Here is a 25,151-nt window from a genome sequence, read left to right as displayed (position 1 = left end):
CGGAAAGTTAAAACGGGGGTACGCGCCTACCGGCCGGTGGACCTCGCTCGGGAACACGGGTTGTCGGCCCAGGCGGTCCGGAACTACGAGCGGCAGGGCCTGATCCCGGCCGCGGGCCGGACCGCGACCGGCCATCGGACCTACACCGAGGTGCACCGGTTCGCGCTGCGCGCGTTCCTCGCTCAACTCCCCGCCCACGGCTACGCGATCGGCAACGAAATCATGCGCGCGGTCAACAACGACGACGTGGACGTCGCTCTGCGCGCCGTCGACCGCAGCCACGCCCAGCTGCTGCGCGACCGGGAGACGCTGGACGCGGTCGAGGCGGCGATCGGCGTGCTCACCGGTCCGCCCGGAGCCGGGCCGGCGGCGCGCGCACTGCCGGTGAGCGCGGTCGCCAGGCACCTCGGCGTGACCCCGGCGACGCTGCGCAAGTGGGAACGGGCCGGGATCCTGAGCCCGCAGCGCGAGCGCGGTACCGGCTACCGGCTCTACGACGCCGACGACGTCCGGGACGCCGAGCTGGCGCACCTGCTGCGCCGGGGTGGTTACCTGCTGAGCCATATCGCACCGGTGATCACGCAGGTCCGGCTGGCCGGCGGGGTCGAGCCGCTGGCCGAGTCGCTGGCCGGGTGGCGTGAGCGCCTGGCCACCCGCGGACGGGCGATGCTGACCGCCGCCGCCCGCCTCGACGACTACCTGCTCCTGGGCGCCCGACCCCACTAGCCACCGGACCGGAGCTGCGAAGATCTGGGGATGGCAACGTTCGGATTGATTCCCGGGGCCGGCGGGCAGGCCTGGTACTGGCATCGGGTGGTGCCGCTGATCGAGGCCGCCGGGCACCGCGCGATCACTGTCGAGTTGCCCGCCGCGGACGACGACGCCGGCCTCGACACCTACGCCCGGGTGATCGAGAAAGCGGTCGGGGGCGCCGACGACCTCGTGCTGATCGCGCAGTCGATGGGTGGGATCACCGCGCCGATCGTCGCCGATCGGATCCCGGTCCGCCGGCTGATCCTGGTCAACGCGATGATCCCCGCGCCCGGCGAGACGCCGGGCTCCTGGTGGACCGCCACCGGCCAGGACCGCGCTCAGCGCGAGAACGACCTCCGCGAGGGCCGCGACCCGGATGCGCCGTTCGACCCGCTCGTCTACTTCCTGCACGACACGCCGGACGACGTCACCGCCGAGGCGATGAAGGGGGCACCCGAACAGTCCGGCACCCCGTTCGGCGACCCCTGGCCGCTCGCCGGGTGGCCCGGCGTCCCCACCACCGTCCTGGTCGGACGCGACGACCGGCTGTTCCCGGCCGACTTCCAGGTCCGGCTGGCCCAGGAGCGCCTGGGGCTGGCCGCCGAGGTCCTCCCCGGCGGCCACCTGATCGCCCTCAGCCGGCCCGACGAACTGACGGCCCGGCTGCTACGCGACTGAACTCCGCCGCACGCGCACCAACCCCACCGCGCCCGGCACCGCCACCCAGACCAGCGCCGACGTCAACAGCTGAGCCCACTCCACCCCGCTGACCCCGGCCCTCACCAACGGCTCCCGCGCCTGTCCGACGTCGAGCCAGGGCGGGCCGCCGACGCCGACCCGCCCCATCGGTCCACATCGTCCGCTCGACGCCGCGGAGCGGAACTTTGGTAGGGGGTCCGGCCCCCGTTCCCCGCCTACCCTGAACGGCATGTTCCGCTGGCGCGACTTCAGCTGCGTCGGGCTAGCTCTGGTCTGCGGCGGGCTGCTGCTGAGGTACGGGGCGGCACTGTCCGGCGGCCCGACCCCCTGGCCCGCCGACGCCGTCCTCGGCGCCGCCTGTTGCCTCGCTGCGTCAGCGCGCCGCTCAGCTCGAGGAGGAGCAGGGCCGCCGGCTGGAGCAGGCCCGCCTCACCGAGCGGACCCGGATCGCCCGCGAGATGCACGACGTGCTCGCCCACCGGTTGTCGCTGCTCAGCCTGCACGCCGGCGCGCTGGAGATCCGCACCGACGCCCGCCCGGAGGAGATCGCGGCCGCCGCCGGCGTCATCCGCGTCACCACCCACGCGGCGCTGGAGGACCTGCGGTCGGTGATCGGTGTCCTCCGAGCCGACGGCCCGGCCGGCCCCTCCGGCGCCGAGCGCCCGCAGCCCGGCCTCACCGACCTGCCGGAGCTCATCGAAACGGCTCGCGCTGGCCGGTGGGCGCCTCGAACACGGCCCCGGCGCCGACGGCCGGTACCGCCTCGAGGCCTGGCTACCGTGGCCGCGATAAGAGTGCTGCTCGTCGACGACGACCCGCTGGTGCGCACCGGGTTGCGGATGCTGCTGGCCGCCGCGCCCGACCTCGAAATCGTCGGGGAGGCCGCCGACGGCGGCGAGGCCCTGACCCAGGTCGACGTCCACTCGCTGGACGTCGTGCTGATGGACATCCGGATGCCCGCGGTCGACGGGCTGGTCGCCACCGAGCGGTTGCGGCACCGCGCGAACCGGCCGCACGTCGTCATGCTGACCACGTTCTCCGCCGACGAGAACGTGCTGCGCGCGCTCCGGGCCAGTGCCAGCGGGTTCCTGCTCAAGGACAGCGCGCCGCAGGAGATCATCCAGGCCGTCCGGACCGTCGTCGGGGGCGAGGCGATGCTCTCGCCGTCGGTGACCAGGCAGCTCATCGAGCACCTCGCCGACACCGGGGTCCCGGCGCAGCGCGACCGGGCGCGCACCCGGCTCGACCGGCTGACCGCCCGCGAGCGCGACGTCGCCCTCGCGGTCGGTCAGGGTCGCTCCAACGCCGAGATCGCCGCCGACCTGCGGATGAGCCTCCCCACCGTGAAGGCCCACGTCTCCCGCCTGCTGGCCAAACTCGACGCGGCCAACCGCGTGCAGGTCGCGCTGCTGGTGCACGATGCCCGCTGGCCGAGACGCCCGCTAGTCGAGTAGCGGGCGCCCGAACCGAAGCGACTCAGACCGCGGGCCGGGACAGGGCGTCGGATTCGAGCGCGGTCCGCAACCGGGCCCGGGCCCGGTGCAGGCGGGTCCGGACCGTCCCGGGGGTCAGGTCGAGGATCGCGCCGATCTCGGCCGAGCCGAACTGCTCCCACGCGGTCATCGTCACGATCGCCCGGTCTATGTCCGAGAGCCGTCCCAGTGCCATCTCCAACGCGTCCGCGTCCACGGCCACCTCGGTCGGGATCGACGGGGCCTGGCCTCGGAGCCGGCCCAGCGCCGCGGTCAACTCGTCCACCAGCCGCACCCGCCGACGTCGGCTCCGGGCGTGATTGGCCAGCGTGCGGTAGGCGACGCCGTACAGCCACGGCCGCTCGGCGTCCCCGTCCGGGATGTCGTCGATCCGGCGCCAGGCCGTCGTGAACACGTCCGACAGCGCGTCGGCGGCGTCGGCCGGTTGCGCGCACCGGCGAAGCAGGAAAGCCAGCACCGGCGCCCGGTGCTCCCGGTAGAGCCGCTCGAATCGCGTGGAGTCGCTCATCGGCCCTTCCGATCCTGGTCGGTCAGGTAGCCGGGCGAGTTGATCGACGGCTCCGGTGTCACCGGCGGCCCGGTGGGAGAAATCTCCCCGGTGCAGTTCAGCTGGTACAGGTACCGCACCGACGGCTCGTCACCAAGCCGCGCGGCCTTGGCGATCGACAGCTCCTGGTCGGTGCCGTTGTCGCTGGTCCGCTTGAGGATTTCCCAGTCCGGGATGTCGTCCAGCACCTTCTGGGCCGCTGCCTGCTGGGCCGGATCGTGCCGGTCGTAACCCGTCAGCCAGTACCCCTGCCACTGGCACGAGGCCTCCCGGGCGAGGTCCGCCCGCAGTCCGGTGTCCTGGATCGTCTGCGGACCGAGCGGTTCGGCGGCCTCCCGCCGGATTCGCCGCAGCACGGACGAGTAGTCGCCCCCCGGAGGCAGCGGATAGTCCCGCCCGTACCGCTCGAGCAGCCTCGGAAAGTCCGGAGAACCGACCCGCAGGTACTCGCTGGTGTCGTTCTCGGTCGCGCCGGGCTGCCCGAAGACGCCGGTGTGCAGCCCGATCCAGTTCGCGGCCGCGGGCGCCCCGACCGCGAGGGCCGCGGCCAGTGCCGCCGACGCGGCGATCATCACGCCGCGGCGGCGCGGCCGCCGCGGTAACTCGGACTCGCCGGCCCGGATCCGCTCGCCCAGCGCGTCGAGCGCGGCGTTGATCTCCGGTGTGTCGAGCGCGGCGACACTCGGCCGCGCGTGCTCGGCGAGCAGCCGGTCGAGGTCGTCGGGTGGGCGTTGCGGCATCGGTACTCCTCCGGAGGCGGTCGACACCACTTTCTGTCCGGATCGGATCCGAGCGTTACACGTTCGCCGCTGGATTCGGGTATGGAACCGGCCCTCCGCCTCTACGCTGCCGCTCATGCCGGGCGATCAGTCGAACGTTCGCGCCTCGTACGACCTGGTCGCGAGCGCCTACGCGGACGACCTGTACGACGAACTGGAGGCCAAACCGGCGGACCGTGCGCTGCTCGGCGCCTTCCTCGAACTGGCCGGGGACGGCCCGGTCGCCGACGTCGGCTGCGGACCCGGACAGGTCACCCGGTTCCTCGCCGGCACGCACCCCGACGTCGTCGGGCTCGATCTCTCCCCCGCGATGATCGCCGAGGCCCGCCGCCGCGCGCCGGGCGTCCGATTCGTGGTCGGAACGATGACCGACCTGCCTGCGGCCACCGACACGCTCGCCGGGGTGGTCGCGTTCTACTCGCTGATCCACCTGACCGCCGCGGAGCGACGGCGGACCTACCGGGAGTTCTCCCGGGTGCTGCGGCCCGGCGGGTCGCTGCTGCTGGCGTTCCACGTCGACGACGCCTCGGTCGACACCGGCGGCGTGAGACACCTCAGCACGTGGTTCGGGGCGAAGGTCGACCTCGACTTCCACTTCCTCGACCCGGACGAGGTCGCGGCCGATCTGGCGGCGGCCGGGGTCACGGTCGTGTCCAGCACGATCCGGGTCCCGGGCGAGGGCGAGTACCCCAGCCGCCGCTGCTACTTGCTGGCCCGCAACCGCCCGGACCCGGCCGCCCCCGCGGTCACCAGCGTCCGCCCGGTGGCCCGCCGCCGGTCCCGGACCTCGCGCATCCTGACGACGCTGCTCCCGCTGCTGCTGGTGTTCGCCTGCTGCTGCGGGGGGTGCGAGAAACTCACTCGCCTGCCCAGTTCCCAGCTGTTCGTCGCCGACCGGCCGGACGTCCACAGCACGAAGTTCACGGCGGCGCGCCACGACGCCGAGCAGCGAATCCGGCAGACGTTGGCGGTGCCCGCGCCACCGGGCGCGAAGCCGGTGGCGGAGACCCACCAGGCGACCTGCTATCCCGGCTCGCACGGGCTCAAGCACAACGACGAGTTCGACAACCTCTGCCTGGTCCGGATCACTGCGTTCTACAGCCTCCGGGGCTCGACGCTGGCCGCAGCGACCGAGGCGATGGACCGGCATCTGCGCGGTGCGGGCTGGCAGGTCCGTCGCCCGGTGGGGCACGGGCTGATCGACCCGGTCGTCCGGGCCGTGCGGCCCGAGGACAGCGGAACCCCTCGCTCGGCGATTCCGGCCACCTACCACCGGAACTCCGACGAAGTCTCGATCACGTTCGGCCCCGACGACGGCGATTTCCTGGAGCAGGCGACCCACGAACAGACGACCGTCGGGTGGATGCTCTTCGATCCGTACTGGACGGACGACACCCGGATCGACCAGGTCTCGATCTGGCAGAAGCTCCGGGGCGCCGGCGGCGACGCCGGTATCACGATCACCGCGCAGCGCGAGTTCTACCGGAACGGGTAGATGTGCGGCATCCCGACCCCGTTCCCCACGGTGCGCGACTGGGGGCAAGGGTACGCGAGCGAGGGGTCGCGGGCGCTGGTCGACAAGGGGTTCGCCGAGCTCGGGGTCGAGCCGCGCTGACTAGGACGGAGTGGGAGTCGGATCGCGGCGTGCGCTGAGCGCGGCCCCGATCACCAGGGACAGCGTCACGACGGTGATCGTGACGTCGCCGATCAGGGCCTGGGCCGGTGTGGCCGGGGCGTAGTTCGGTACCAGGTAGGCGGTGATCCCGGCCAGCAGCAACGGCCCCGACCAGGCGGCCAGCACGTGCCTCTGCCCCCACCCGTCCCGCCGGGACCACCGCACGACGACCACCGCGGCGACGACGATCGCCGCCACGTAAACGGCCGGCCCACCCCAGCCGGGCACCAGATCCGTGCCCGCTGCTGCCGCGAGCGTGACGACCCCGGCCCAGATCGCCCTCGGCGCCCGCCCGGCCGACGTCACCGTTGCCCGCCGGCGAACGAGCAGCGCTGCGGCGATCAGCACGAGCACGGTGGCGGAGGCGATCGCGAGCTGATGCCGTGCCGCGGTGAAGCCCTTGGAGGAATCCGCGTGGATCAGCACGCTCCCGAGCACGAACAGCACGCCCACGGCCCCCAGCCCCCACCGCCCGAGCCACGGTTCCCGCCGCCGCGAAGGCCGCACGAACGACTCGATCACCGCGATCGGCGCGCAGATCGTCAACGCCACGTGGTTCCCGACGAAGTTGAGCGCGTCGCCGAGGCTGACGCCGACTCCCGGCACGAGCGTGTCGCGCGGGTCCCGCATGATCCCCGCGAACTCGGTGTCGTCCAGGTAGTCCAGATTGAACAGCGACTGATCGACGAGCCCAGCCATGTAGACCCCGAACGCCGTCGCCAGCAGCACGATCGCCGGCCAGCCACCGCCGGTCCGGCGGGCCGCCTCCCGGATCAACACCGCCGCCCCGCCGTACAGCGGCCCGAGGAACAGGATCACGAACGGGTAGTCCGGTAGCGCGAACCCGCCCCACGAGCACTCGGCGGCGTAGGGTGCCAGGACCCAGAGCGCGAACACGGGCATGGGGGCTCCTCGGCCGTCGGGACGCTGTCACGATCAGCGTTCCGCCCGACGGCGTCCCCGGGCTGCGGCCGGGGGTCGCCCCCGCGTCGACCAAGGTCGATCGTCAGGGGACCGTGATCACGACCTTCCCGCGCGCGTGCCCGGTCGCGACCCGTGCGTGCGCGGCCGGCCCCTCGTGCAGGGGGTAGACGTCGGCCAGGTGGACGACGAGCCGCCCGTCGGCGACGAGCCCGGCGCCGTACCGCAAGGCACCGCGGACGTCGCCGCCCGGGTCGAACCGCACCAGACGGACGCCGTGCTCACCCGCGGTCGGGTCGATCAGCGTGACGACCGTGTCCGGGTCGCCGGTGAGGCGCACGAGCTCCCCCACCGACCCGTGCCCGGCGACGTCGATGGCGGCGTCGACCCGCACGGGGCGGGCGGGGATCCGGGCGTCGATCCGGGCCGGGAGGCCCGGGCCGTACCCGACCGGGGTGGCACCGAGGCTCGCCAGAAAGGCGTGGTTCGCGGGGCTGGCCGTGCCGATGACCCTGGCTCCTCGCGCGACCGCGATCTGCACCGCGATCGCCCCGACGCCCCCGGCGGCCCCGTCGATCACCACCGTCCGCCCGGCGGCGGCCCCGGCGGCGGCGGCGGGGTTCACCGCGTCGAGGGCCCGGACCGCGGTCTCGATGCTGCCGGCCGCCCCACCGGCCTGTTCCCAGCTCATGCCGGCCGGCTTCGGCGCCCACGCGTCCAGCAGGGCGTGCTCGGCGGTGGTCCCGCCGCGCAACCGCAGCCCGAACACCGCGTCCCCGATCCGGACGTCGTCCACGCCTTCCCCGACCTCGTCGACGATCCCGGCGGCGTCCAGGCCCACGACGTACGGCAGGGTCAGCGGGACCCGATCCCGCCAGGCGCCGGAGCGCATCGCCGCGTCCCCCGGCGAGACCCCGGCGGCGCGCACCGCGATCCGGATCTCGCCCGGCCCGACGTGCGGCTCCGGAACATCGCCGACGACGAGGACGTTCGGATCCCCGTACTCACCGAACTGCAATGCCTTCATGTCCAGCGACGTTAGGGACCGGGACCATGGGCAGCCCCGAAGCGGGACACCTTCGCGCCGAACTGCCTCGGAACGACGGCGCGCCGCGCACCGGCCCACGCCGCGCCGACGCCGCCGAGAACCGTGCGCGCTTGCTCGCCGCGGCTCGGCGGCTGGCCCGGCCGGGTGCGCCGGCCTCGGCGCGCGACCTCGCCCGGGAAGCCGGGTTGTCGGCCGCGACGTTCTACCGGCACTTCCCGACCCGCGACGACCTCGTCACCACCGCCTACGCCGAGCAGGCGCGGGCGTGCGAGGACGCGGTCCACCGGGCGGTCACCGACCCCGACCCGGCCCGCGGACTGCGCCGCTACGTGCACCACACGATCACGGTCCAGGCCGAGCATCCCGCGTTCGTGGCCGCGTTCCGGGCCGCCGCCCCGGCCCCCGACCCGCTCTTCCGCCGGGACCTGGCCTCGCTGGTCGGCCGAGCCCGCCGTGCCGGTGTCGTCCGCCCCGACCTGGTCCCCTCCGACGTCCTGCTGGCCCTGGCCGCCGGGAGCAGCGTCCGTGCCGCGACCCGCGCCGAACGCCTCGCTCGCTCGGCCCGCCTCGCCGACATCGTCCTCACCGGCCTGGGTCTCGCGCCCGCCTAGACCGGAGGGGTGGCCGTCGTCGAGACCCGGAGCGCGATCGGGATCAGGAGCCCGACGACGCACACCGCGGCCACGGCCGCCGGCGCCGGGTATCCCCCCAGGCCCACCAGCACCCCGGACGCCGCCCCGCCCACCGCGGCGGCCAGCCCCATCGCGATCTCCCCCACGGCCTCCGCACGCGGCCGGGCCGCCGCGGTGGCACTGCGCACCAGCGCCGCGCTACCGGTCACCACCGCAGCGCTCCACCCGAGCCCGAGCAGCCCGATGGCAACCGTCAGCAAGACCGGCGAATCGGCGCTCAGCGCCGCCAGCGACGTGGCCGCCAGCAACGTGACGCTCGCCGCCACCGCACCCCCACCGACCCCGAACCGGTCGACGAGCCATCCGCTCAGCGGTGCCGGCGCGAACATCGCCCCGATGTGCACTCCGACCACCGCGCCCACCACTCCCAGCCCGGCCCCCAGGTGGTGCAACTGGACCGGCGCCATGGTCATCGTCCCCACCATCACCAGGTTGGCGACCCCCAGCAACACGATCGACGGTGCCAGCTCCCGGCCACCTCGGACGGCCGCCGGAGGCCGGGTGGGGGTCGCACCCGCCACCAGGCTCCAGACCGCGGCCGCTGCACCGAACGCCACCGCCGCGACCACGAACGCCAGCGCGTACTCGGGGAACCCCTCCACGGACGCTGCTGGCGCGAGCAGGTTCGGACCGGCCACGGCGCCGACCGCCACCGCCGCCAGCACCGACGCCAGCGCCCGGCCTTCGGTGCCCGCCCGTACGGTGCCCGCCCGAGCGGCGTCCGCCCGAGCGGCGTCCGCCCGAGCGGCGTCCGCCCGAGCGGCGTCCGGCCGAGCGGCGTCCGGCCGAGCGGCGTCCGGCCGAGAGGCGTCCGGCCCGGCGTCCGGAGTGGGGTCCGGAGTGGGGTCCGGCCCGGCGTCCACCGCGGCGTAGCGGGCCAGCGCGACGGAGGCCGCGCCCGCCCCGGTCGCGCAACTCCCTGCCAGTGCCATCGGGACGCTCGCCGACGCGGCCGCAGCCACCAGCACCGCGCATCCCCCGGCACCGACCAGCCCGCCGCACCCGAGCGCCACCCCGCGCCCCCACCGCGCCGACGCCCGCGCGATCAGCGGCGCCGCCACCGCCGTCCCCAGCACCTGCATCGTCTGCGGTAGCCCCACGACTCCGTTCGACGACGACATGCCACTCACCATCAGCGTCACCGCCACCCCGGCCAACGTCTGCGCCAATCCCCCGAGCGCCCCGGCGATCCACAGTCCGACCAGCTTCCGCGTCATGCCCGAAACGCTAGAAATCCCGAGTGCGAACCCCCATGGGCGACGACCATCGATACGCCCGGCCCACTTACCGATCACAAGGCGATTGCCGATGAATGCTTTCCACCCGGACGACACCGACTGGCGCATCCTCGACGAGCTCCAGCAGGACGGCCGGCTGTCGTTCAACGAACTCGGCCGCCGGATCCACCTCTCCTCGCCCGCGGTCGCCGAACGGGTCCGCCGCCTCGAGCAGCACGGCGTCATCACCGGCTACCGCGCGGTGGTCGACGCGCGCCGCGCCGGCCACGAGATCACGGCTTTCGTCCAGCTCCGCTGCAAGCTCGGCAGCTGCCTGCTGCGCACCAGCCGCGCCGAGGACTACCCGGAGGTCGTCGAGGTGCACAAACTCAGCGGCGCGCACTGCACGATTCTCAAACTCCGCGCGACCACGCTGGCTCATCTCGAAGGCGTCATCGAACAGCTCGGCCTGCACGGCGAGCTGCACACGCACGTCGTGCTCTCCACCCCGTACCAGGACGGAACCGTCGCCCGCCCCGGCTCCGTCGAACGCCCGGTCACCCCGTCCGCCGGATGGACTGTCGATTAGCCGGGACGCCGTTCGTCTCTTGGCCATGGAAACCAAGCTCAGCGGATTGATCGTCGGCGAATCGCCGCGGTGGCACGACGGGCACCTCTGGTTCGCCCACTGGGGCGCGAACGAGATCGTCCGGCTCCGCCCGGACGGCTCGCCCGAGGTGATGGCCCGCCCCTCGAAGCCCGCCGGCGTCTGCATCGACTGGCTGCCGGACGGCCGCCTCGTCGTGACCGGCAACGACGAACTACTTGTTCTGGACGCCGACGGCGCCCTGAAGACGCACACCGACCTGACCGGGTACGGCGAAGGTGGCTGGAACGAAATCGTCGTCGACGGACGGGGCACCATCTACCTGAATTACGTCGGCTTCCAGTTCGGCCGGGAGGAGTTCAGGCCCGGCGGCATCGTGATGATCCGGCCCGACGGGACCGTGCAGCACCTCGCCGACGACATCGCGTTCCCCAACGGCATGGTCGTGACGCCCGACAACTCGTCGCTCGTCATCGCCGAATCCTGGGCGAACCGCCTCACCGCGTTCGACATCGCCGACGACGGCACGCTCTCCGGACGCCGCACCTGGGCCGACGTCGGCGGCGACGGCATCTGCCTGGACGCCGAGGGCGCGATCTGGTGCGCGGGCACCCGCGAGGGCGGTGCCACGGTCAACCGGGTGGCCGACGGCGGCGAGATCCTGGAGCAGTTCGAGCTCGACGCGGCGTGCTTCGCCTGCATGCTCGGCGGCGAGCAGGGCACGACCCTGTACCTGATGGTCGCGGAATGGCGCGGCGTCGAGAACATGGGCGAGCTGTTCACGTCCCGCACCGGACGGATCCTGACCCGAGAGGTCACGGTGCCCCGCGCCGGCCGTCCGTAGCGCGTCGTCCCGGGTGCCGCCGGACGCCGGTCGACCGAACTCACCCCAGCCCGCCTCACCCTGGCCCGCCTCCCTGGCCCGGCTGGCCCTGGCTGGCCCTCGCTGGCCCTGGCTAGCCCTGGCTAGCCCTGGCTAGCCTTGCCCTGGCTGGCCTTGCCCTGGCTGGCCTTGCCCTGGCTGGCCCTGCCCTGGCTGGCCCTGCCCTGGCTGGCCCTGCCCTGGCTGGCCCTGCCCTGGCTGGCCGTGATTACGTGAGGCAACCTCGGGGCGAATCGGGCTTGCGCCGAACAAGTCAATGCGAATCAACCCAACGCAACCAGAATCGCGATCGGTTCCGGATCGACCGGCCGCATGCGGACCAGCTTCATCGCACCCGGTGCACCGTTGCTCGCGCAGCCCGCGAACGACTTCGGGAACAGGTCGACCCACGGCCCGTTGCCCGACCAGGCGTTGCCCGCCCCGTCCTCGGCGTAGAAGAAGCGGTCGTGGGGTGAGGACGACTTCAACGTGAAGACCAGGTCTCCCGGCTGCACCGTCCACCAGCCCTGGATGAACGGATCGGTGCCGCAACCGCCCGAGTTGAGCTGGCCGACGATCAGGTTGATCGGGTTGGCGGTCTTGTTCGTGAACCCCAGCAGATGGTCAGGCACCGGTGAACCCCCAGATCGGGTCGCTCGTCGTACCCGGGACCGTGGCCGGCCCGGGCTGACCCGTAGTCGTCCAGACCGGATCACCAGGCCCCTGCGGCGCCCCCGCACTCTGCCCCGGTCCCGGCGCCCCCGAGTTCTGCGCCCCCGAACCCGACCCCGTCGTCGACGGCGCGCCCGCCCCCGACTCCTGGGCGCTACCAGGAGTCCGACGAAACGCCCAAGTGTCAGGGTCTAACCTCCCGCCACCGGACGATGGGCGTCGCTGACGTCACGCCAGTCGTCGTTCGGATCCCGCAGGTGGGTCTCGGCTTCTCCGACCGCGTCTTCGGCGGTGTCGAAGAGCGCGACCCAACGCTTACCCTCGGCCCCGCCCTGGACGACCTCGACTTCGAAACGGGAACCGTTCGAGCGGACGTAGACGTCCCGGCGCCCCATCCGTCCCCACTTCTGGTTCCACCAGTGCCGCACGACCGCCATACCGCCGAGCATACGAACGCACGTTCGATAAAACTATCGACCCTGAGGTGTACCCGAGCGGAGCAGCGCGTCGAGCGCGTCCAGCGTCCAGGACCACGACTCGTCGGCGCCGGGCGAGCTGTGCGAAAACGACCCGGCCGCCTCCAGGCTCACGTACCCGTTGAAAACGCTGCCCAGGAGGCGCACCGCGTGCGTCTGCTCGGGCTCGGCCAAGTCGTAGCCGCGCAGGATCGCCCGCGTCATCCGCGAATGCCTGCCGCCCGCGCTCGCGGCGGCCGTCGCCGGGTCGAGGTTCCGCTGCGCCGCGGTCCACCGGCCCGGGTGCTCGCGCGCGTACCGGCGGTACCCGTCCCCGACCGCGGCCAGCGCGTCCCGGCCCGCCCGCCCGGCCAGGGCCACCTCGAGCCGGTCGGCGAGCTCCTCCAGCGCGAGCAGCGTGATCCGGGTCTTCAGGTCCGCAGAGTTCTTGACGTGCGAATACAGGTTCGCGACCGGCACGTCGAACCGCCGGGCGATTCCGGACACGGTGACCCGGTCGAAGCCGACCTCGTCGGCCAGGTCGGCACCGGCGGCCACAAGCCGCTGCGCAGTCAACGTCACGTGCGTCAGTCCACCAGATCCAGCGCCGCCGCGACGATCGAGTCGACGTCGAGCCCGTGGTACCGGTACACGCTCTCCAGATCGCCGGACTGCCCGAACCCGGTCACGCCCAGGTGCGCCGCCGGCACCCGGTTGACGCCGGACAGGAACGCCAGCGTGTGCGGATGCCCGTCCAGCACCGTGACCATCGGCGCGGCCCGGTCGGCACCGAACGCGGCGTCCAGGATCCAGGACGGCGCTCCGCTGCGTCCGCGCCGGGCCTGCACCGCCCGGAACAGCAGGTCCGGGCTGGTCACGCACACCACGTCGGCCCCGAAGCCGAGGGCGTCGAGCCGGTCTGCCGCCGCCAGGACCTCCGGCAGGATCGCCCCCATCCCGCACAGCGTCACGACGGGGCCCGAGGCGGCCCGGCGCAGCAGGTATGCGCCCGCCACCACGTTCCGCCGCCGCCGCTCCCTGGCCGCCGGGTCGTCGGGCACCGCGGCCAGAGCCTGGTCCACCGGCCGGGTGGACAACCGCAGGTACGCCGAGGTCCCGTCCGGTCGCCCCAGCCGCGCCATCGAGGCGAGCAGCGTCCACTCGGCGTCGATCGCGAACGCGGGCTCGTAGCTGACGCACCCGGGCTGCTCGAGGCCGATCGACGGCGTGGTGATCGACTGGTGCGCCCCGCCCTCGGGCGCCAGCGTCACCCCGGACGGCGTTCCGACCAGGATCGACTGCCCGCCCGCGTAGATGCCGAACGACCAGGGTTCGAGCGCCCGCTCGACGAACGGGTCGTACATCACCCCGATCGGGATCAGCGGCTGACCCCACCGGCTCCAGGTCGCGCCCAACTCGCCGAGTGCTCCGACCAGGTTCGTCTCCGCGATCCCGAGCTCGATGTGCCGTCCGCTGGGCCGCTCCCGCCAGTGCAGGATCGTCTCGGCGTCGTCGGCGAACCAGTCGCTGCGCTCGGCGTGCGACCAGACGCCCACCTTGTTCACCCAGCCGCCGAGGTTCGTGCTGGAGCTGACGTCCGGGCTCACGGTCACGATCCGCGACCCCACGTCCGGCGCCGCCCGGTTCACGTCCAGGAGCGTCCGCCCCAGCGCGGCCTGCGTCGTGCGCACGCCGACCGGCGTCCGCCCCAGGTCGGCCGGGATCGGCGGCGGGTCAGCCGCGGTCAGTGGGGCCCTCCGCAGTCGCTCCGCGACCTCGGCGCAGAGCGCCGCCTCGGCCGTGCCGTTCCCGAACCTCGACCAGGGCTTCCCCTCTTCGATACCGGTCTGGACGCCGAGAGCAGCGAATTGTTCGGGTGTCAGCAACGCCGAGTGGTTCTGGGGATGGCCCTCGGTGGCCAGCCCGTAGCCCTTGATCGTGTACGCGAACAGCACGGTCGGGCGGGTGTCGTCGATCGCGTCGAACGCGTCGGCCAGCGCGCGGTGGTCGTGGCCGCCGAGGTTGCGGATCGCCCGGAGCACGGTCTCGTCGTCCAGCGCGTCGAGCAGTCCGCCGAGTTCGGCGTCCTCGCCGGGCAGGCGTTTCCGCAGTTCGTCGGCCGAGCACCGGAGCAGCCGCTGGTACTCCGGATTGGGCATCCCGTCGATGCGGGTGCGCAGCGCGTCGCCACCGGGGCGGGTGAACAGGTCTTCGAGCAGTGCGCCGTACTTGACCGTGAGCACCTGCCAGCCGGCCGCGGCGAACATGCGCTGCAGCCGGTCGGCACCGACGATCGGGACGACCCGGTCGAGCGACTGCCGGTTGAGGTCGACGATCCAGACCAGCTCACCGAATTCGGCGACCATCGGGTCTCCGATCGCCTCCCAGATCGCGCCTTCGTCGAGCTCCGCGTCGCCGACCAGCGAGTACTGCCGCCCGGTGGGTCCGAGATCGGTGTCCGCGCGCCCGTCGAGATAGCGGCGGGCCAGCGCGCCCCAGATCGGGGCGGTGGCGCCGATGCCGACCGATCCGGTCGAGTAGTCGACCGGATCGGGGTCCTTGGAACGGCTCGGGTAGGACTGCAGGCCGCCGAACTCCCGCAGCGAGGTCAGGTACGACTCGTCGAGCCGGCCGAGCAGGTAGTTGATCGCGTGCAGCACCGGGGACGCGTGCGGCTTGACCGAGACCCGGTCTCCGGCCCGAAGACGGTCGAACCACAGCGCGGTCATGATCGAGACCATCGACGCGCTGGACGCCTGGTGACCGCCCACCTTGAGGCCGGACGGGTTCGGGCGCTCGCGGTTGGCCCAGTCGACGATCGCGGTCGAGAGCCAGAGCACGCGCTGCTCGATCGAGCGCAACACCTTGTCAGACATCTACCCAGTAGGGGGTACCAGCCGCACACTGCACAAGATCGACGGTTCCGGTTGATCATTATGCTCAAGCAGCGGCAGCCGCCCCGGCGCCGGAGTGAGCAGATTGCGAGGACCGGATGGACGCCACCGACGCCCGCCTGCTGAGCGCGCTGTCCGACGACCCGCGGGCGACGATGCTCGCACTGGCCGATCGGCTCGGGCTCTCCCGCAACACCGTGCAGTCCCGGCTGGCCCGGCTCGACGCCAGGCTGGCCGGGTTCGAGCGGCGGATCGACCCGGCCGCGCTCGGCTACCCCCTGGCCGCGCAGCTCACCGCGACCGTGACGCAGCAGCGCCTGGACGAGGTGGCTACCGCGCTGGCGGCGATTCCCGAGGTCTTGGAGGTGCTCGGGATCAGCGGCGCCGAGGACCTGTTCATCCGGGTCGCGGCCCGGGACGCCGACGACCTGTACCGGATCGCCGGGCAGATCCTGGCGACCTCCGGGGTGGAGCGGACCGAGACCGCGCTGGTGATGCGCAACCTCGTGGACTACCGGGTCCGGCCCCTTCTCGACCGCGCGGTGGGCTCGGTGCGGTAGGACGAGGGCATGTCGTTACCTCCACCGCCCCACTACCCTCCAGGGCTGCTTCCGTACGCGTCGACGCAGCAGCCGAGTTTCGAGCCCGCTCCGGTCGCACCCGGTCCGGTCGGCTCCGGTGCGGCCGCGGGGGCCGTACCGCAGCCGAGCGGCACGCGTCCCCGGTCGGTGAAGACCGCACGGGTCGCCGGGCTGATCGCGGTGATCGGCGCCCTGCTCAACGGCGGAGCGTTCGTCACCTGGGTGATCAGCGACGCCACCAACGACCGGTACGACTACGGCACCAGCACCTACGTCGCGATGACGCTGACGTCTCTGTTCCTCTTGCTGTTCACGACCGCGGCGCCGTGGGGATCGATGATCGGCGCGTCCGGGTACTCCGGCGGGCGGGCGGTGCTGTGGGTGTTCGGACCGCTCTCACTGCTCGCGACGGCAGTCGGTGCGATCGGGAACTCGATCGCGCTCGGGCAGGACGAATTCCCGACGTCGGTCAAGTTCCTGGGCGTCGTCGGGCTCGTCGGGGCGGCGGCGTGCACGATCGGGCTCGGCGTCGCGATGGTGGCCTGGATCGTGCCGGGCTCGCGCCGCTACCTCGCCGAACACCGCCGGCCGGGACGGGAGGGCCGGGGCCGGATGACGCTGGTCGTCCAGGCGGCCATGGGCGCGCTCGGCGTCCTGCTGCTGGGTGCCACGTTCGTGTTGCTGGTCGTGGCGAGCAAGAACTACGAGACGCCGGAGTGGCGTACGTACGACGACAGCACCCCGGGGTACTTCATCGCGGGCATGCTGTTCGTCGCGACGGCGCTGGTGGCCGAGGTGGCGCTGGTGGCGGGCGCGCTGATCACGAGGTTCACCCGGCTCTGGTGGGTGCGCACCGGGACGTTCGTCGTCGGGACGGGCTCGCTGTTCGCCCTCGTCCTCGGTGCGTTCTTCGTCGCCCGGTCCTGGTCGGACGCCTCGCGTGACCTCACGCCCGACGGCAGCGGCACCGCCGAGGCCGCGGCGATGGCCGCGCTCTTCCTGGTCATCGCCGCGGCGCTGCTGCACGTCGCCGCCGTGCTGGTGCTGGCCATGCCGTCGGTGTCGGCCTGGGTGGCCAGCCGGCCGACGTCATCCGGCGGGGTCAGGGCCGGGGTCGGTGCGTAACCGGCTCGGCCGCGGGCCGGCTGGTTCAGTCGAGCGCGCGGAAGAACGCCCGGACGTCTCCGACCAGCAGATCCGGGGCCTCGATCGCGGCGAAGTGGCCGCCCCGGCCGAACTCCGACCAGTGCACGATCGTGTTGAGCTCGTCGGCGTACCGCCGGATCGCCGGGTCCCCGGCGAAGTTCGCGACGCCGGTGGGCACCGCGGACTTCGTCGGCCAGTTGCCGGAATGCATCGACTCGTAGTACATCTGCGCCGACGACGAACCGGTGTTCGTCAGCCAGTACAGCGTGGCGTGGTCGAGCACGTGCGACGCCGGGATCGACCCGGCCGGGACCGCCCAGTCGTGGAACTTCTCGCCGATCCAGGCGAGTTGCCCGGCCGGTGAGTCGGCCAGTCCGAAGCCCAGCGTGTGCGGACGGGTGGCCTGGATCTGGAAGTAGCCGTAGCCGTCGGTGGTGAAGCGCTGCACGCTCTCGAGCCTGACCTTCTCGGCGTCGGTGAACTCGCCCGACGGCTCCCCCAGCGGGATGAACCCGAACGAGGCCGCGTTCACGTGGACGCCGATGACGTGCTCGGGGTCGACCCGGCCGAGGTCGGGGCCGACGATCGCACCGAAGTCGCCGCCCTGCACGCCGTAGCGCTCGTAACCGAGCCCGGCCATCAGCGTCGCGTAGGCGGTCGCGGTCCGGTACGAGTTCCAGCCCGGGCCCGCCGGGCCGGACAGGCCGAAGTTCGGGTGGGACGGGATGACCAGCGAGAAGTCCTCCGAGAGCGGCTCGATCACGTCGAGGAACTCCAGGATCGAGCCGGGCCAGCCGTGCAGCAGGATCAGCGGGGTCGCGTCCGGGCGCGCCGACTTCACGTGCAGGAAGTGGATCCGCTGACCGTCGATCTCGGTGGTGAACTGCGGGTACCGGTTGACGCGGGCCTCGGTGAGACGCCAGTCGTAGGACGTCGTCCACTGCGCGATCAGATCGGTCAGCCACGACACCGGCACCCCCCGCTCCCAGCCCACGCCCGGAACCTGGTGGGGAAGGCGGGTGTTCGCCAGTCGCTCGTGCAGGTCACCGATAGGCAGCCGGAGTTGGAACTCTGTGATGTCCATGCGTCCACGCTCGCAGCCAATGAGGTCAGCTTCGGTCCTCGTTAGGACGCAGAATGAGCGGCATGCTGGAAACGTCCGCGCGCCTGCTCCGACTGCTCTCGTTGCTGCAGCAGCGCCACGAGTGGAGTGGCCCGCAACTCGCCGAGCGGCTCGAGGTCACGGTGCGGACGGTCCGCCGGGACGTCGACCGGCTGCGTGAGCTGGGCTATCCCGTGCACGCGACGATCGGCAACCTGGGCGGCTACCGGCTCGGCGCCGGGGCTCACATGCCCCCGCTGCTACTCGACGACGAGGAGGCGGTCGCGGTCGCGGTGGGCCTGCGCACGGCGGCGAACGGCACGGTGAGCGGCATCGAGGAGACGTCGGCCCGTGCGCTGGTGAAGCTCGAACAGATCCTCCCGCCGCGGCTGCGGCACCGTGTCTCGGCCCTGGGCGCGGCGACGATCGCCGAGAACCGGCCCGGCGCGGTCGTCGACGCCGAGCTCCTGACGACGCTGGCCGGTGCCTGCCGGGACTCGCAGCGGCTGCGCATCGACTACCGCAACCACGAGGGGGTCGAGTCGATTCGCCTGGTCGAGCCGCACCGGCTCGTGCACGCGGGACGCCGCTGGTACCTGGTCGCCTTCGACGTCGACCGCGACGACTGGCGAACGTTCCGCGTCGACCGGCTACGCCCCTGGACGCCGCCCGGGCCGAAGTTCACCCCGCGCACGCCGCCACCGCTCGATCCGGGCGCGTTCGCGTCCTGGGACGTGGGGGTCGCTCGCTACCGCTACCAGGGGCGGTTCACGATGCACGCCCCGGCGAACCAGGTCGCGGCGAAGGTCGCGGCCGACTCCGGGCTGGTCGAGGCGATCGACGAGCACTCGTGCACGCTCCGGGCCGGTTCGAACTCGCTGGACGGGCTGGCCATGCACGTCACGCTGATCGGGTTCGAGTTCACCGTGCACGAGCCGGTGGAGCTGGTGGAGCACTTCCGGTTCCTGCAGGCCCGGATGGCCCGGGCGATTAGTCTGTAGCCATGCACCGGAAGCTGCTGCTCGTCACCCCGCCGCCCCGCTCCTGAGCGGGGTCGTCCCCTGGCGGTCCGTGCCCCGCTCTTCGCGACCGAATTCCTTCCTCGTCGCTGGAGCTTCCGTTGTCTCGTTCTTTTGCCATGCTCGTCGTCGCCGGGATCTGCTGGGGTACCGGCGGAGTCACCGGCCGGGCCCTCTCCGCCGTCGGTGGCGTCTCTGCCCCCGCCGTGGCCGCCTACCGTCTGCTGATCGGCGGCCTGCTCCTCGTTGTCGTGTTGACCGTGCTGCGCCGGGTCCCTCGTGGCCGGCGCGCCTGGCGTCGGGTCGGGACGGTGGCCGTGCTCGCGGCGCTGTTCCAGGCCAGCTACTTCTCCGCGGTCGCGGTCAGTTCGGTGACGGTCGCGACGCTGATCGCGATCGGGTCGGCGCCTCTGCTGGTGCTGGTCGTCGACGTGGTCGCCACCCGCCGGCGGCCGGACCGCGCCACGATCCGCCCGGTCCTGCTCGGCATCGGCGGACTCTCGCTGTTGGTAGGCGCACCGACCGGCGGGACGCTCGCCGGCATCGCGCTGAGCCTGGTCGCCGGGGGCGGGTTCGCCGTGCTGACGCTGCTGGGCCGGCGCCCGGTCGACGGCCTCGACGAGGCCACGACCACCGGCTACGGCTTCCTGCTCGGCGGGGCCGCGCTGGCCACCGTGCTGTTCGTGACGCCCGGCAACGGCGCCGACCTCAGCGTCCACCTGGGTCTGACGTCGGTGGCGTTGCTGGCGCTGCTCGGAACCGTCCCGACGGCGTTCGCCTACACGCTGTACTTCCGCGGGCTGCGGAGCAGCACCGCGGTGACGGCCACCGTCGTCGCGCTGCTGGAGCCGCTGACCGCGACCGTGCTGGCCGTGGCCCTGCTCGGCGAGCAGCTCGGCGTGCGCGCCGCCGCCGGCGCGGTGGTGCTGCTGCTCTCGGTGGTGGACACCGGACGACGTCCGGCCGTGCTCACTACAGTCGCCACGTGAATCTCGAACCGGCCGACCTGGCGGCGCTCGTGCGACGGAGCCGTCTCGCGGCGGCCGTCGGAGCGGCGATCGGTACGTCCTGCTACCTGGTGGGAGCACTCGGGTCGATGCCCGACGCCGCGGTCGGGGCGCTGCTCGTCGTCCCGATCCTGCTGGCGATCGCGCACCAGCTGGTGTTCCGGCAACTAGGCTGGCGTTCCGCGCGGGCACCGCAGGCGTTCCTTCTCGACCGGAACGGCTTCGCGGCCGCCCGGCCGCAGACGCCGTACGGGGCCGGGCTGATCATCGGCTGCGCGTTGGTCGCGGGCCGGCTCGCGACGATCGAGGGGAAGTTGACCGCCTTGGGCGGCCTCGCGTTCTTCACCGCGGTCACGATCTGGTGCGGAACCCGGCTGTTCCTCGGCCCGTACCTGGTGATCGGCCCAGCCGGGCTCACGGTCGGGACGAACACGATCCGGTGGGACGCGGTCTGGCCGGAGGGCCCGCCCGCACCCGGGAAGTTCGCCCGGAGCCTGCGGGTTCCGGTCGTGCCGGGGACGTCCGGCGCGGATCGGCCGGGCGTCTCCGCCTCGTCATGGGACCGGCTGCGCGAGCGGGGACTCAACGAGGAGGTCGACGAGCTGCTGGCGAACGATCCGTCCCTGGTGAAGGAGGGGCCGCCGTCGGTGCCGATCGACCTGCGCTGGGTCACCGTCGACCGCACGTTCCTGGCCGGCGCGATCCGGTACTACCGGGCGAACCCGGAGGCGCGGCCGGCCATCGGCACCGAGGCCGGCCACGCCCAGCTGGCTACACGCTGACCGGGTAGATCGTCACGCCCCGGACCACCCGGTTGACCTCCCCGGAGGGGAACGGGTTGTCCGGGGTGTGACCGAGCGCGAGCGAGAAACGCAGTGCGAGCATCTGCGCGGCCAGGACGAACGGCAGCGACAGCACCGCGTCCGGCACCCCGTCGAGCCCGTCCACGTACCAGACGCCCTCGTCGCCGAGCCGCTCGCTCCGCCGTCCGGCCACGACCCGCACGTGATCGACGCCCAGCGAAGCGCGCAGCTCGAGCGCGATGTCCTCGTCGTAGCGCCGGGTGTAGGGGTCGTCGGAGACGAAGACGACGGCGAGCGTCTTCGAGTCGAGTACCGCCTTCGGGCCGTGGCGGAAGCCGAGCGCACTGTCGGCGTAGGCCACGATGTCGCCCGCGGTCAGCTCGAGCACCTTGAGCGCGCCTTCCTTCGCCAGGCTCTGCAGGGCTCCGCTGCCCAGGTAGACGATCCGCTGGTAGCCGCGGGTGGCGAGCTCGCGGGTATCGGCGTCGCGGGCCTCGAGCACACCCTCACCGGCCAGGGCCAGCGTCTCCATGGGCGCGCCCCCGACCAGCGCGGACCACGCGGCCAGCACCATGCAGGTGTAGCTCGACGTCATCGCGAAGCTGCGGTCGTTGGACCCGGCCGGCATCAGCAGCACGTGCGAGCTCGCCCGCGGCCCGTGCTCGCGGGCCAGCAGCCCGTCCGCGTTGCACGTGACGACCAGGTGGTGGACGTCGGTCAGGTACTGATCGGCCAGCTCGGTGGCCGCGGCACTCTCCGGGCTGTCACCGGATCGTGCGAACGAGACGAGCAGCGTCGGCACGTCCTCGGCCAGGTACCCGGCCGGGTTCGAGACCAGGTCGGTGGTGGCGATCGCATCCACCCGGCGGTGCAGGTGACGGGCGAGCTCGGGGGCGAGCAGCCCGCCGGCGAACGCCGACGTCCCGGCACCGGTGAGGACGATCCGCAGGTCGGGGCGGGCGAGCAGGGGCGCCAGGAACGCATCGGCCGAGGAGGTCTCCACCTCCCGCCACAGCCGGGGCTGCTGCCAGATCTCGCGCTGCGTCGCGTCCGCGCCGGCCGAAGCCTGCTCGGCGCCGATCGTCCCGCTCATGCGACACCCACCGGGGCGGCGAACGAGTCGAGGAACGGCGCGTGGGCGACGACGGCGTCGTCGAGGACGGCGGCGGCCGTCGCCGGGTCGGGCACCAGCGGATCCAGCGCCAGCGCCTGGAGCGCGAGCGCGCGGTCACCGGTCAGCGCCGCCGACACCGTGAGCTCCTGCTGCTCCGCTCTCGCGGTGAGCACCGCGGCGATGGCCGGGGGCAGCGGTCCGACCGCCAGCCCGGTAACTCCGGCCGCGTCTACGACGGCCGGCACCTCCACGACAGCGGTCGATGGCACGTTCGGGATCTTCCCTTCGTTGGGCAGGTTCACCGCGAGCTCGTAGCTCGGTTTGCCGGTGGCGATCGACGCCAGGATCGACGCCAGGCGTTCGGCCTCCTGGTCACGTGAGGTGTCCAGCGGCACACGCCCGTCGGCCTGGGCGTGCAACTGCTCCCAGAGCGACGCCTTCTGGCCGATGTAGCGGATCGTGTCGTCCCGGCCGGGCTGCAGGCCCCAGGGCAGACGGTCGCCGTCGGCGCCGCGCAGGTACCAGGAGAAGAACTCCGAGACGTGCCGGTCGCCGGGCGCCGGATAGAGCCCGAGCGTGCGCAGCAGATCCGCGGAGACCTGCTGGTGGACGCCTTCCCCGGCCTTCGGTTCCCCGGCCCTGGCCGCGACCAGTTCGCGCAGCCGCGGGTAAACGTCGACCGGGCCGTGGCGGAGGTCCAGCAGCCAGCACAGGTGGTTCAGCCCGGCAAACGTCGCGCGCAGCTCGCCGGCCGGGATCTCCAGGTCGCGGGCCAGCGCGCCGAGCGTGTGCATGGTGCCGTGGCACAGCCCGATCACCGGTTGCCCGGTCGCGCGCGCGATGCCGCGGACGTTCGCGGTCAGCGGGTTGCTGTAGTTGACGATCGTGGCGCCGGGGGCGAGCTCGGCGACGTCTTCGGCGATCCGGACCAGCTCGGGGACGTGCCGGATCGCCCGCAGCACACCGCCGGGGCCCACGCTGTCACCGACGGTCTGGGCGATCCCGTGCTTCGCCGGGATCGCGAGGTCCGCGTTCCACCCCTCGGCGCCCCCGACCGCGATCGTCGTCGTCACGAACCGGGCGCCCGGCAGCGCTTCGCGCCGGTCGGTGTGCGCTTCGAACCGCAGGTCGGAGCCGTGTTCCGCGGCGATCCGCCGACCCAGGCGGGCCATCGTGCCGGCCGCGTCCGCGTCGAGGTCGACGAGGTGCACCGTCGCGCCCTCGAACGCTTTCGTCGACGCCAGGTCGGTCATCAGCCCGGGCGTGAAGACGGTGCTCCCCGCTCCGATGAGGACGATGTTCACTTCGCGCTGCCCGCGAGCAGGCCGTTGACGATGTACCGGTTGAAGACGAGCGCCACGACCGCGGGCACCGCGATCGCGATCATGCCCGCCGCGCTCAGCAGCGTCACCGGAACGACGTGCCGTCCCTGCAGGGACGCGATCACCACGGTGAGCGGCTGCGTGGACGTGTCGGTGGTCAGTACGAGCGGGAACAGGAATTGCGCCCACGCGAACAGGAACGTGATCAGCGCGGTCGAGATGATGCCGGGCCGGGCGAGCGGCAGCATGATGTGCCAGAACACCTGGAGCCGGTTGGCCCCGTCGATCAGCCCGGCTTCCTCGATGCTGGCCGGCATGCCGGAGAAGTAGTTGTGCAGCACCCAGGTGGCCAGCGGCAGGAACCCGGAGACGTACACGAGCACGACCCCGGTGTACGTGTTGACCAGGTACAGGTCCGACATGATCCGGTACAGCGGGATCAGCGTCGTGTAGGCCGGGAACGCCATCGTGATCAGCACTCCGTAGAACAGCAGCGTGTGCCCGCGGAACTTCATCCGGGCGAACGCGTACGCGGCCAGTGCTGCCAGCACGACCGTGACGATCGTCGCCGCACCGCACTCGATCACGATGTTCAGCAGCGACGACCGGATGCCGGTCGCCACGTCTCCGCTGCCCGAGAGAAGCGCCTTGTAGTGCTCCAGCGTCGGGTGCAGGGGCACGTACTGGGCGTTGGCCGCGCGGGCGTCGCCCTCGGTCTGCAGGCTGATCTTGAACGCCCAGTAGATCGGCAGCACCGACCACACGACGACGAGCAGGACGCCGATCGGGCGGACCCAGCGCCTCATAGCTCCACCCTCCGGTAGACCGTACGAACCACGCCCAGCGAGATGACCAGCGTCGTGAGCGTGATCAGCAGTGAGAGCGCGTAGCCCTGGCCGAAGTCGAGGTTCTGGAAGCTGATGTAGTACGTCTGCATGGTGACCGACGCGCCGGTCGTCGCCGCCCCGTTGAGCACGAACGGCTGGTCGAAGACGTTGAGCGTCGCGATGACGCCCTGCACCATCGAGACCGCGATGCCCGGCCGGGCCATCGGCAGCGTCAGGTGCCAGAAGCTCCGCCACGGCGAAGCGCCGTCGATGACCGCGGCCTCGTACAACTCGTCCGGGATCAGCTGCAGGGACGCCAGGATGAGCAACGCCGACAGCGGTGTGATCTGCCAGACCTGCACCAGCTCGATGAGGACGATCGTCAGCAGGTGGTTCTGGCCGAGCAGTACCGCACCCTCGTCGGCGCCGAACGTGTGCATGACGCTGGCGATCAGCCCGGCGTTGGGGTCGAAGATGTTCAGCCACAGAATGCCTTCGACGACGCCCGGCAGTGCCCAGGGCAGGATCAGCACCGCGATGACGACGCTGCGGCCCCGGAACGGACGCTGGAGCAGCACGGCCATCCCGATGCCGAGGACGGTCGAGAGCGCCACGCCGATGACGACGTAGAGCCCGGTGTTGCCCATGCTCGACACGACCGCGTCGTTCTTGAACATCCGGGTGAAGTTGCCGAAGCCGTCGAAGCGGGTCGGCGGATCGAGCGCGTCGACCCGGAAGAACGACTGGATGATCGTGAACGCCGCCGGCACCAGCGCCAGCAGGATGATGAAGAGCGTGACCGGCGCGACCAGCGCGTAAGGCAGAAGGTCGAACCTTCTCGACTTCCGCTTCGGGGCCGGCTCCCGGCCCCCCGAGGCGGTCTCAGCCGCCTCGGGGGGCAGGGTCGAGCGCATCG

At 72.4% G+C, this 25,151-nt stretch carries 27 protein-coding genes; 12 read left to right on the top strand and 15 right to left on the bottom strand.

Annotated features, from left to right (window positions below):
* Positions 1-36: 36 nt before the first annotated feature.
* Both ACIBZJ_RS36095 and ACIBZJ_RS36090 read left to right on the top strand, forming a co-directional pair.
* Positions 37-726 (top strand): TioE family transcriptional regulator, encoded by a 690-nt coding sequence (locus ACIBZJ_RS36095; RefSeq protein WP_395937849.1) that lies wholly within the window; start codon positions 37-39, stop codon positions 724-726.
* 30 nt (positions 727-756) lie between these two features.
* The gene (locus ACIBZJ_RS36090; protein WP_395937847.1) at positions 757-1,431 is read left to right on the top strand and encodes an alpha/beta fold hydrolase; all 675 of its coding nucleotides are present in this window, start codon (positions 757-759) and stop codon (positions 1,429-1,431) included.
* On the opposite strand, the gene ACIBZJ_RS36085 is transcribed toward ACIBZJ_RS36090, so the two are convergent.
* Complete coding sequence (locus ACIBZJ_RS36085) at positions 1,420-1,599, bottom strand: hypothetical protein (protein WP_395937845.1); 180 nt, start codon at positions 1,597-1,599, stop codon at positions 1,420-1,422. The two genes, ACIBZJ_RS36090 and ACIBZJ_RS36085, sit on opposite strands and share 12 nt — an antisense overlap.
* 311 nt (positions 1,600-1,910) lie before the next feature.
* Here ACIBZJ_RS36085 and ACIBZJ_RS36080 point away from each other — a divergent pair, with 311 nt between their 5' ends.
* Positions 1,911-2,906 carry a response regulator gene (locus tag ACIBZJ_RS36080; RefSeq protein WP_395937843.1) on the top strand — a complete coding sequence of 332 codons (996 nt, stop codon included), beginning with the start codon at positions 1,911-1,913 and terminating at the stop codon, positions 2,904-2,906.
* Positions 2,907-2,928: 22 nt separating this feature from the next.
* Here ACIBZJ_RS36080 and ACIBZJ_RS36075 read toward each other — a convergent pair whose 3' ends face one another.
* Positions 2,929-3,453: an RNA polymerase sigma factor gene (locus tag ACIBZJ_RS36075; protein ID WP_395937841.1), complete on the bottom strand. Its 525-nt coding sequence runs from the start codon at positions 3,451-3,453 to the stop codon at positions 2,929-2,931.
* Positions 3,450-4,232 (bottom strand): hypothetical protein, encoded by a 783-nt coding sequence (locus ACIBZJ_RS36070; RefSeq protein WP_395937839.1) that lies wholly within the window; start codon positions 4,230-4,232, stop codon positions 3,450-3,452. The genes ACIBZJ_RS36075 and ACIBZJ_RS36070 overlap by 4 nt, the downstream gene beginning before the upstream one ends.
* 115 nt (positions 4,233-4,347) lie before the next feature.
* On the opposite strand from ACIBZJ_RS36070, the gene ACIBZJ_RS36065 reads away from it, so the two are divergent.
* Positions 4,348-5,766: a class I SAM-dependent methyltransferase gene (locus ACIBZJ_RS36065; protein WP_395937837.1), complete on the top strand. Its 1,419-nt coding sequence runs from the start codon at positions 4,348-4,350 to the stop codon at positions 5,764-5,766.
* Positions 5,767-5,886: 120 nt separating this feature from the next.
* Here the strand turns inward: ACIBZJ_RS36065 and ACIBZJ_RS36060 are convergent, their stop codons facing one another.
* Together ACIBZJ_RS36060 and ACIBZJ_RS36055 are read right to left on the bottom strand one after the other, a co-directional pair.
* Positions 5,887-6,849, bottom strand: a complete 963-nt coding sequence (locus tag ACIBZJ_RS36060; protein ID WP_395937835.1) for a hypothetical protein — start codon at positions 6,847-6,849, stop codon at positions 5,887-5,889.
* Between the two features lie 103 nt (positions 6,850-6,952).
* Complete coding sequence (locus ACIBZJ_RS36055) at positions 6,953-7,894, bottom strand: NADP-dependent oxidoreductase (RefSeq protein ID WP_395937833.1); 942 nt, start codon at positions 7,892-7,894, stop codon at positions 6,953-6,955.
* A 26-nt stretch (positions 7,895-7,920) separates the two neighbouring features.
* Between ACIBZJ_RS36055 and ACIBZJ_RS36050 the strand changes: the two genes are divergently transcribed.
* On the top strand, positions 7,921-8,526 hold the full coding sequence (locus ACIBZJ_RS36050; RefSeq protein ID WP_395937831.1) for a TetR/AcrR family transcriptional regulator: 606 nt from the start codon (positions 7,921-7,923) through the stop codon (positions 8,524-8,526).
* Here the strand turns inward: ACIBZJ_RS36050 and ACIBZJ_RS36045 are convergent.
* Entirely contained in the window at positions 8,523-9,824 is a 1,302-nt protein-coding gene (locus ACIBZJ_RS36045; protein ID WP_395937829.1) for an MFS transporter, read from the bottom strand. The two genes, ACIBZJ_RS36050 and ACIBZJ_RS36045, sit on opposite strands and share 4 nt — an antisense overlap.
* A gap of 91 nt (positions 9,825-9,915) precedes the next feature.
* On the opposite strand from ACIBZJ_RS36045, the gene ACIBZJ_RS36040 reads away from it, so the two are divergent.
* Both ACIBZJ_RS36040 and ACIBZJ_RS36035 read left to right on the top strand, forming a co-directional pair.
* Entirely contained in the window at positions 9,916-10,413 is a 498-nt protein-coding gene (locus ACIBZJ_RS36040; RefSeq protein WP_395937827.1) for an Lrp/AsnC family transcriptional regulator, read from the top strand.
* A 25-nt stretch (positions 10,414-10,438) separates the two neighbouring features.
* Positions 10,439-11,275 carry an SMP-30/gluconolactonase/LRE family protein gene (locus tag ACIBZJ_RS36035; RefSeq protein WP_395937825.1) on the top strand — a complete coding sequence of 279 codons (837 nt, stop codon included), beginning with the start codon at positions 10,439-10,441 and terminating at the stop codon, positions 11,273-11,275.
* A gap of 302 nt (positions 11,276-11,577) precedes the next feature.
* Here ACIBZJ_RS36035 and ACIBZJ_RS36030 read toward each other — a convergent pair whose 3' ends face one another.
* The 4 genes from ACIBZJ_RS36030 to ACIBZJ_RS36015 form a co-directional block, all read right to left on the bottom strand.
* Complete coding sequence (locus ACIBZJ_RS36030) at positions 11,578-11,925, bottom strand: hypothetical protein (protein ID WP_395937823.1); 348 nt, start codon at positions 11,923-11,925, stop codon at positions 11,578-11,580.
* 231 nt (positions 11,926-12,156) lie between these two features.
* Positions 12,157-12,402: a hypothetical protein gene (locus tag ACIBZJ_RS36025; RefSeq protein WP_395937822.1), complete on the bottom strand. Its 246-nt coding sequence runs from the start codon at positions 12,400-12,402 to the stop codon at positions 12,157-12,159.
* Positions 12,403-12,435: 33 nt separating this feature from the next.
* Complete coding sequence (locus tag ACIBZJ_RS36020; RefSeq protein WP_395938146.1) at positions 12,436-13,011, bottom strand: TetR/AcrR family transcriptional regulator; 576 nt, start codon at positions 13,009-13,011, stop codon at positions 12,436-12,438.
* Complete coding sequence (locus ACIBZJ_RS36015; protein WP_395937820.1) at positions 13,008-15,296, bottom strand: transketolase-like TK C-terminal-containing protein; 2,289 nt, start codon at positions 15,294-15,296, stop codon at positions 13,008-13,010. The genes ACIBZJ_RS36020 and ACIBZJ_RS36015 overlap by 4 nt, the downstream gene beginning before the upstream one ends.
* 116 nt (positions 15,297-15,412) lie before the next feature.
* Between ACIBZJ_RS36015 and ACIBZJ_RS36010 the strand changes: the two genes are divergently transcribed.
* Both ACIBZJ_RS36010 and ACIBZJ_RS36005 read left to right on the top strand, forming a co-directional pair.
* The gene (locus ACIBZJ_RS36010) at positions 15,413-15,874 is read left to right on the top strand and encodes an Lrp/AsnC family transcriptional regulator (protein ID WP_395937818.1); all 462 of its coding nucleotides are present in this window, start codon (positions 15,413-15,415) and stop codon (positions 15,872-15,874) included.
* Between the two features lie 9 nt (positions 15,875-15,883).
* A complete protein-coding gene (locus ACIBZJ_RS36005) occupies positions 15,884-17,020 on the top strand; it encodes a hypothetical protein (protein WP_395937816.1) in 1,137 nt (378 codons plus the stop codon).
* 25 nt (positions 17,021-17,045) lie between these two features.
* Here ACIBZJ_RS36005 and ACIBZJ_RS36000 read toward each other — a convergent pair whose 3' ends face one another.
* Positions 17,046-18,125, bottom strand: coding sequence for an epoxide hydrolase family protein (locus tag ACIBZJ_RS36000; RefSeq protein WP_395937814.1), 1,080 nt, complete (start codon positions 18,123-18,125; stop codon positions 17,046-17,048).
* Between the two features lie 62 nt (positions 18,126-18,187).
* Here ACIBZJ_RS36000 and ACIBZJ_RS35995 point away from each other — a divergent pair, with 62 nt between their 5' ends.
* The 3 genes from ACIBZJ_RS35995 (at position 18,188) to ACIBZJ_RS35985 (ending at position 20,951) form a co-directional block, all read left to right on the top strand.
* Positions 18,188-19,144 carry a helix-turn-helix transcriptional regulator gene (locus tag ACIBZJ_RS35995; protein ID WP_395937812.1) on the top strand — a complete coding sequence of 319 codons (957 nt, stop codon included), beginning with the start codon at positions 18,188-18,190 and terminating at the stop codon, positions 19,142-19,144.
* A 119-nt stretch (positions 19,145-19,263) separates the two neighbouring features.
* The gene (locus tag ACIBZJ_RS35990; RefSeq protein WP_395937810.1) at positions 19,264-20,151 is read left to right on the top strand and encodes a DMT family transporter; all 888 of its coding nucleotides are present in this window, start codon (positions 19,264-19,266) and stop codon (positions 20,149-20,151) included.
* Positions 20,148-20,951 carry a hypothetical protein gene (locus tag ACIBZJ_RS35985; protein ID WP_395937808.1) on the top strand — a complete coding sequence of 268 codons (804 nt, stop codon included), beginning with the start codon at positions 20,148-20,150 and terminating at the stop codon, positions 20,949-20,951. Before ACIBZJ_RS35990 ends, ACIBZJ_RS35985 begins: the two co-directional genes overlap by 4 nt.
* On the opposite strand, the gene ACIBZJ_RS35980 is transcribed toward ACIBZJ_RS35985, so the two are convergent.
* The 4 genes from ACIBZJ_RS35980 to ACIBZJ_RS35965 are packed head-to-tail and all read right to left on the bottom strand — an operon-like array spanning position 20,941 to position 25,149.
* Complete coding sequence (locus ACIBZJ_RS35980) at positions 20,941-22,065, bottom strand: SIS domain-containing protein (RefSeq protein ID WP_395937806.1); 1,125 nt, start codon at positions 22,063-22,065, stop codon at positions 20,941-20,943. The two genes, ACIBZJ_RS35985 and ACIBZJ_RS35980, sit on opposite strands and share 11 nt — an antisense overlap.
* Positions 22,062-23,390, bottom strand: a complete 1,329-nt coding sequence (locus ACIBZJ_RS35975; RefSeq protein WP_395937804.1) for a hypothetical protein — start codon at positions 23,388-23,390, stop codon at positions 22,062-22,064. The genes ACIBZJ_RS35980 and ACIBZJ_RS35975 overlap by 4 nt, the downstream gene beginning before the upstream one ends.
* A complete protein-coding gene (locus ACIBZJ_RS35970) occupies positions 23,387-24,214 on the bottom strand; it encodes a carbohydrate ABC transporter permease (protein ID WP_395937802.1) in 828 nt (275 codons plus the stop codon). The genes ACIBZJ_RS35975 and ACIBZJ_RS35970 overlap by 4 nt, the downstream gene beginning before the upstream one ends.
* Positions 24,211-25,149: a carbohydrate ABC transporter permease gene (locus tag ACIBZJ_RS35965; protein WP_395937800.1), complete on the bottom strand. Its 939-nt coding sequence runs from the start codon at positions 25,147-25,149 to the stop codon at positions 24,211-24,213. The genes ACIBZJ_RS35970 and ACIBZJ_RS35965 overlap by 4 nt, the downstream gene beginning before the upstream one ends.
* Positions 25,150-25,151 lie beyond the last annotated feature (2 nt).

This window comes from Cryptosporangium sp. NPDC051539, from assembly GCF_044454545.1.
Classification (GTDB): domain Bacteria; phylum Actinomycetota; class Actinomycetes; order Mycobacteriales; family Cryptosporangiaceae; genus Cryptosporangium.
Note: the sequence above shows the minus strand (reverse complement) of the source record. Positions and strands in the feature narration are given on the sequence as shown.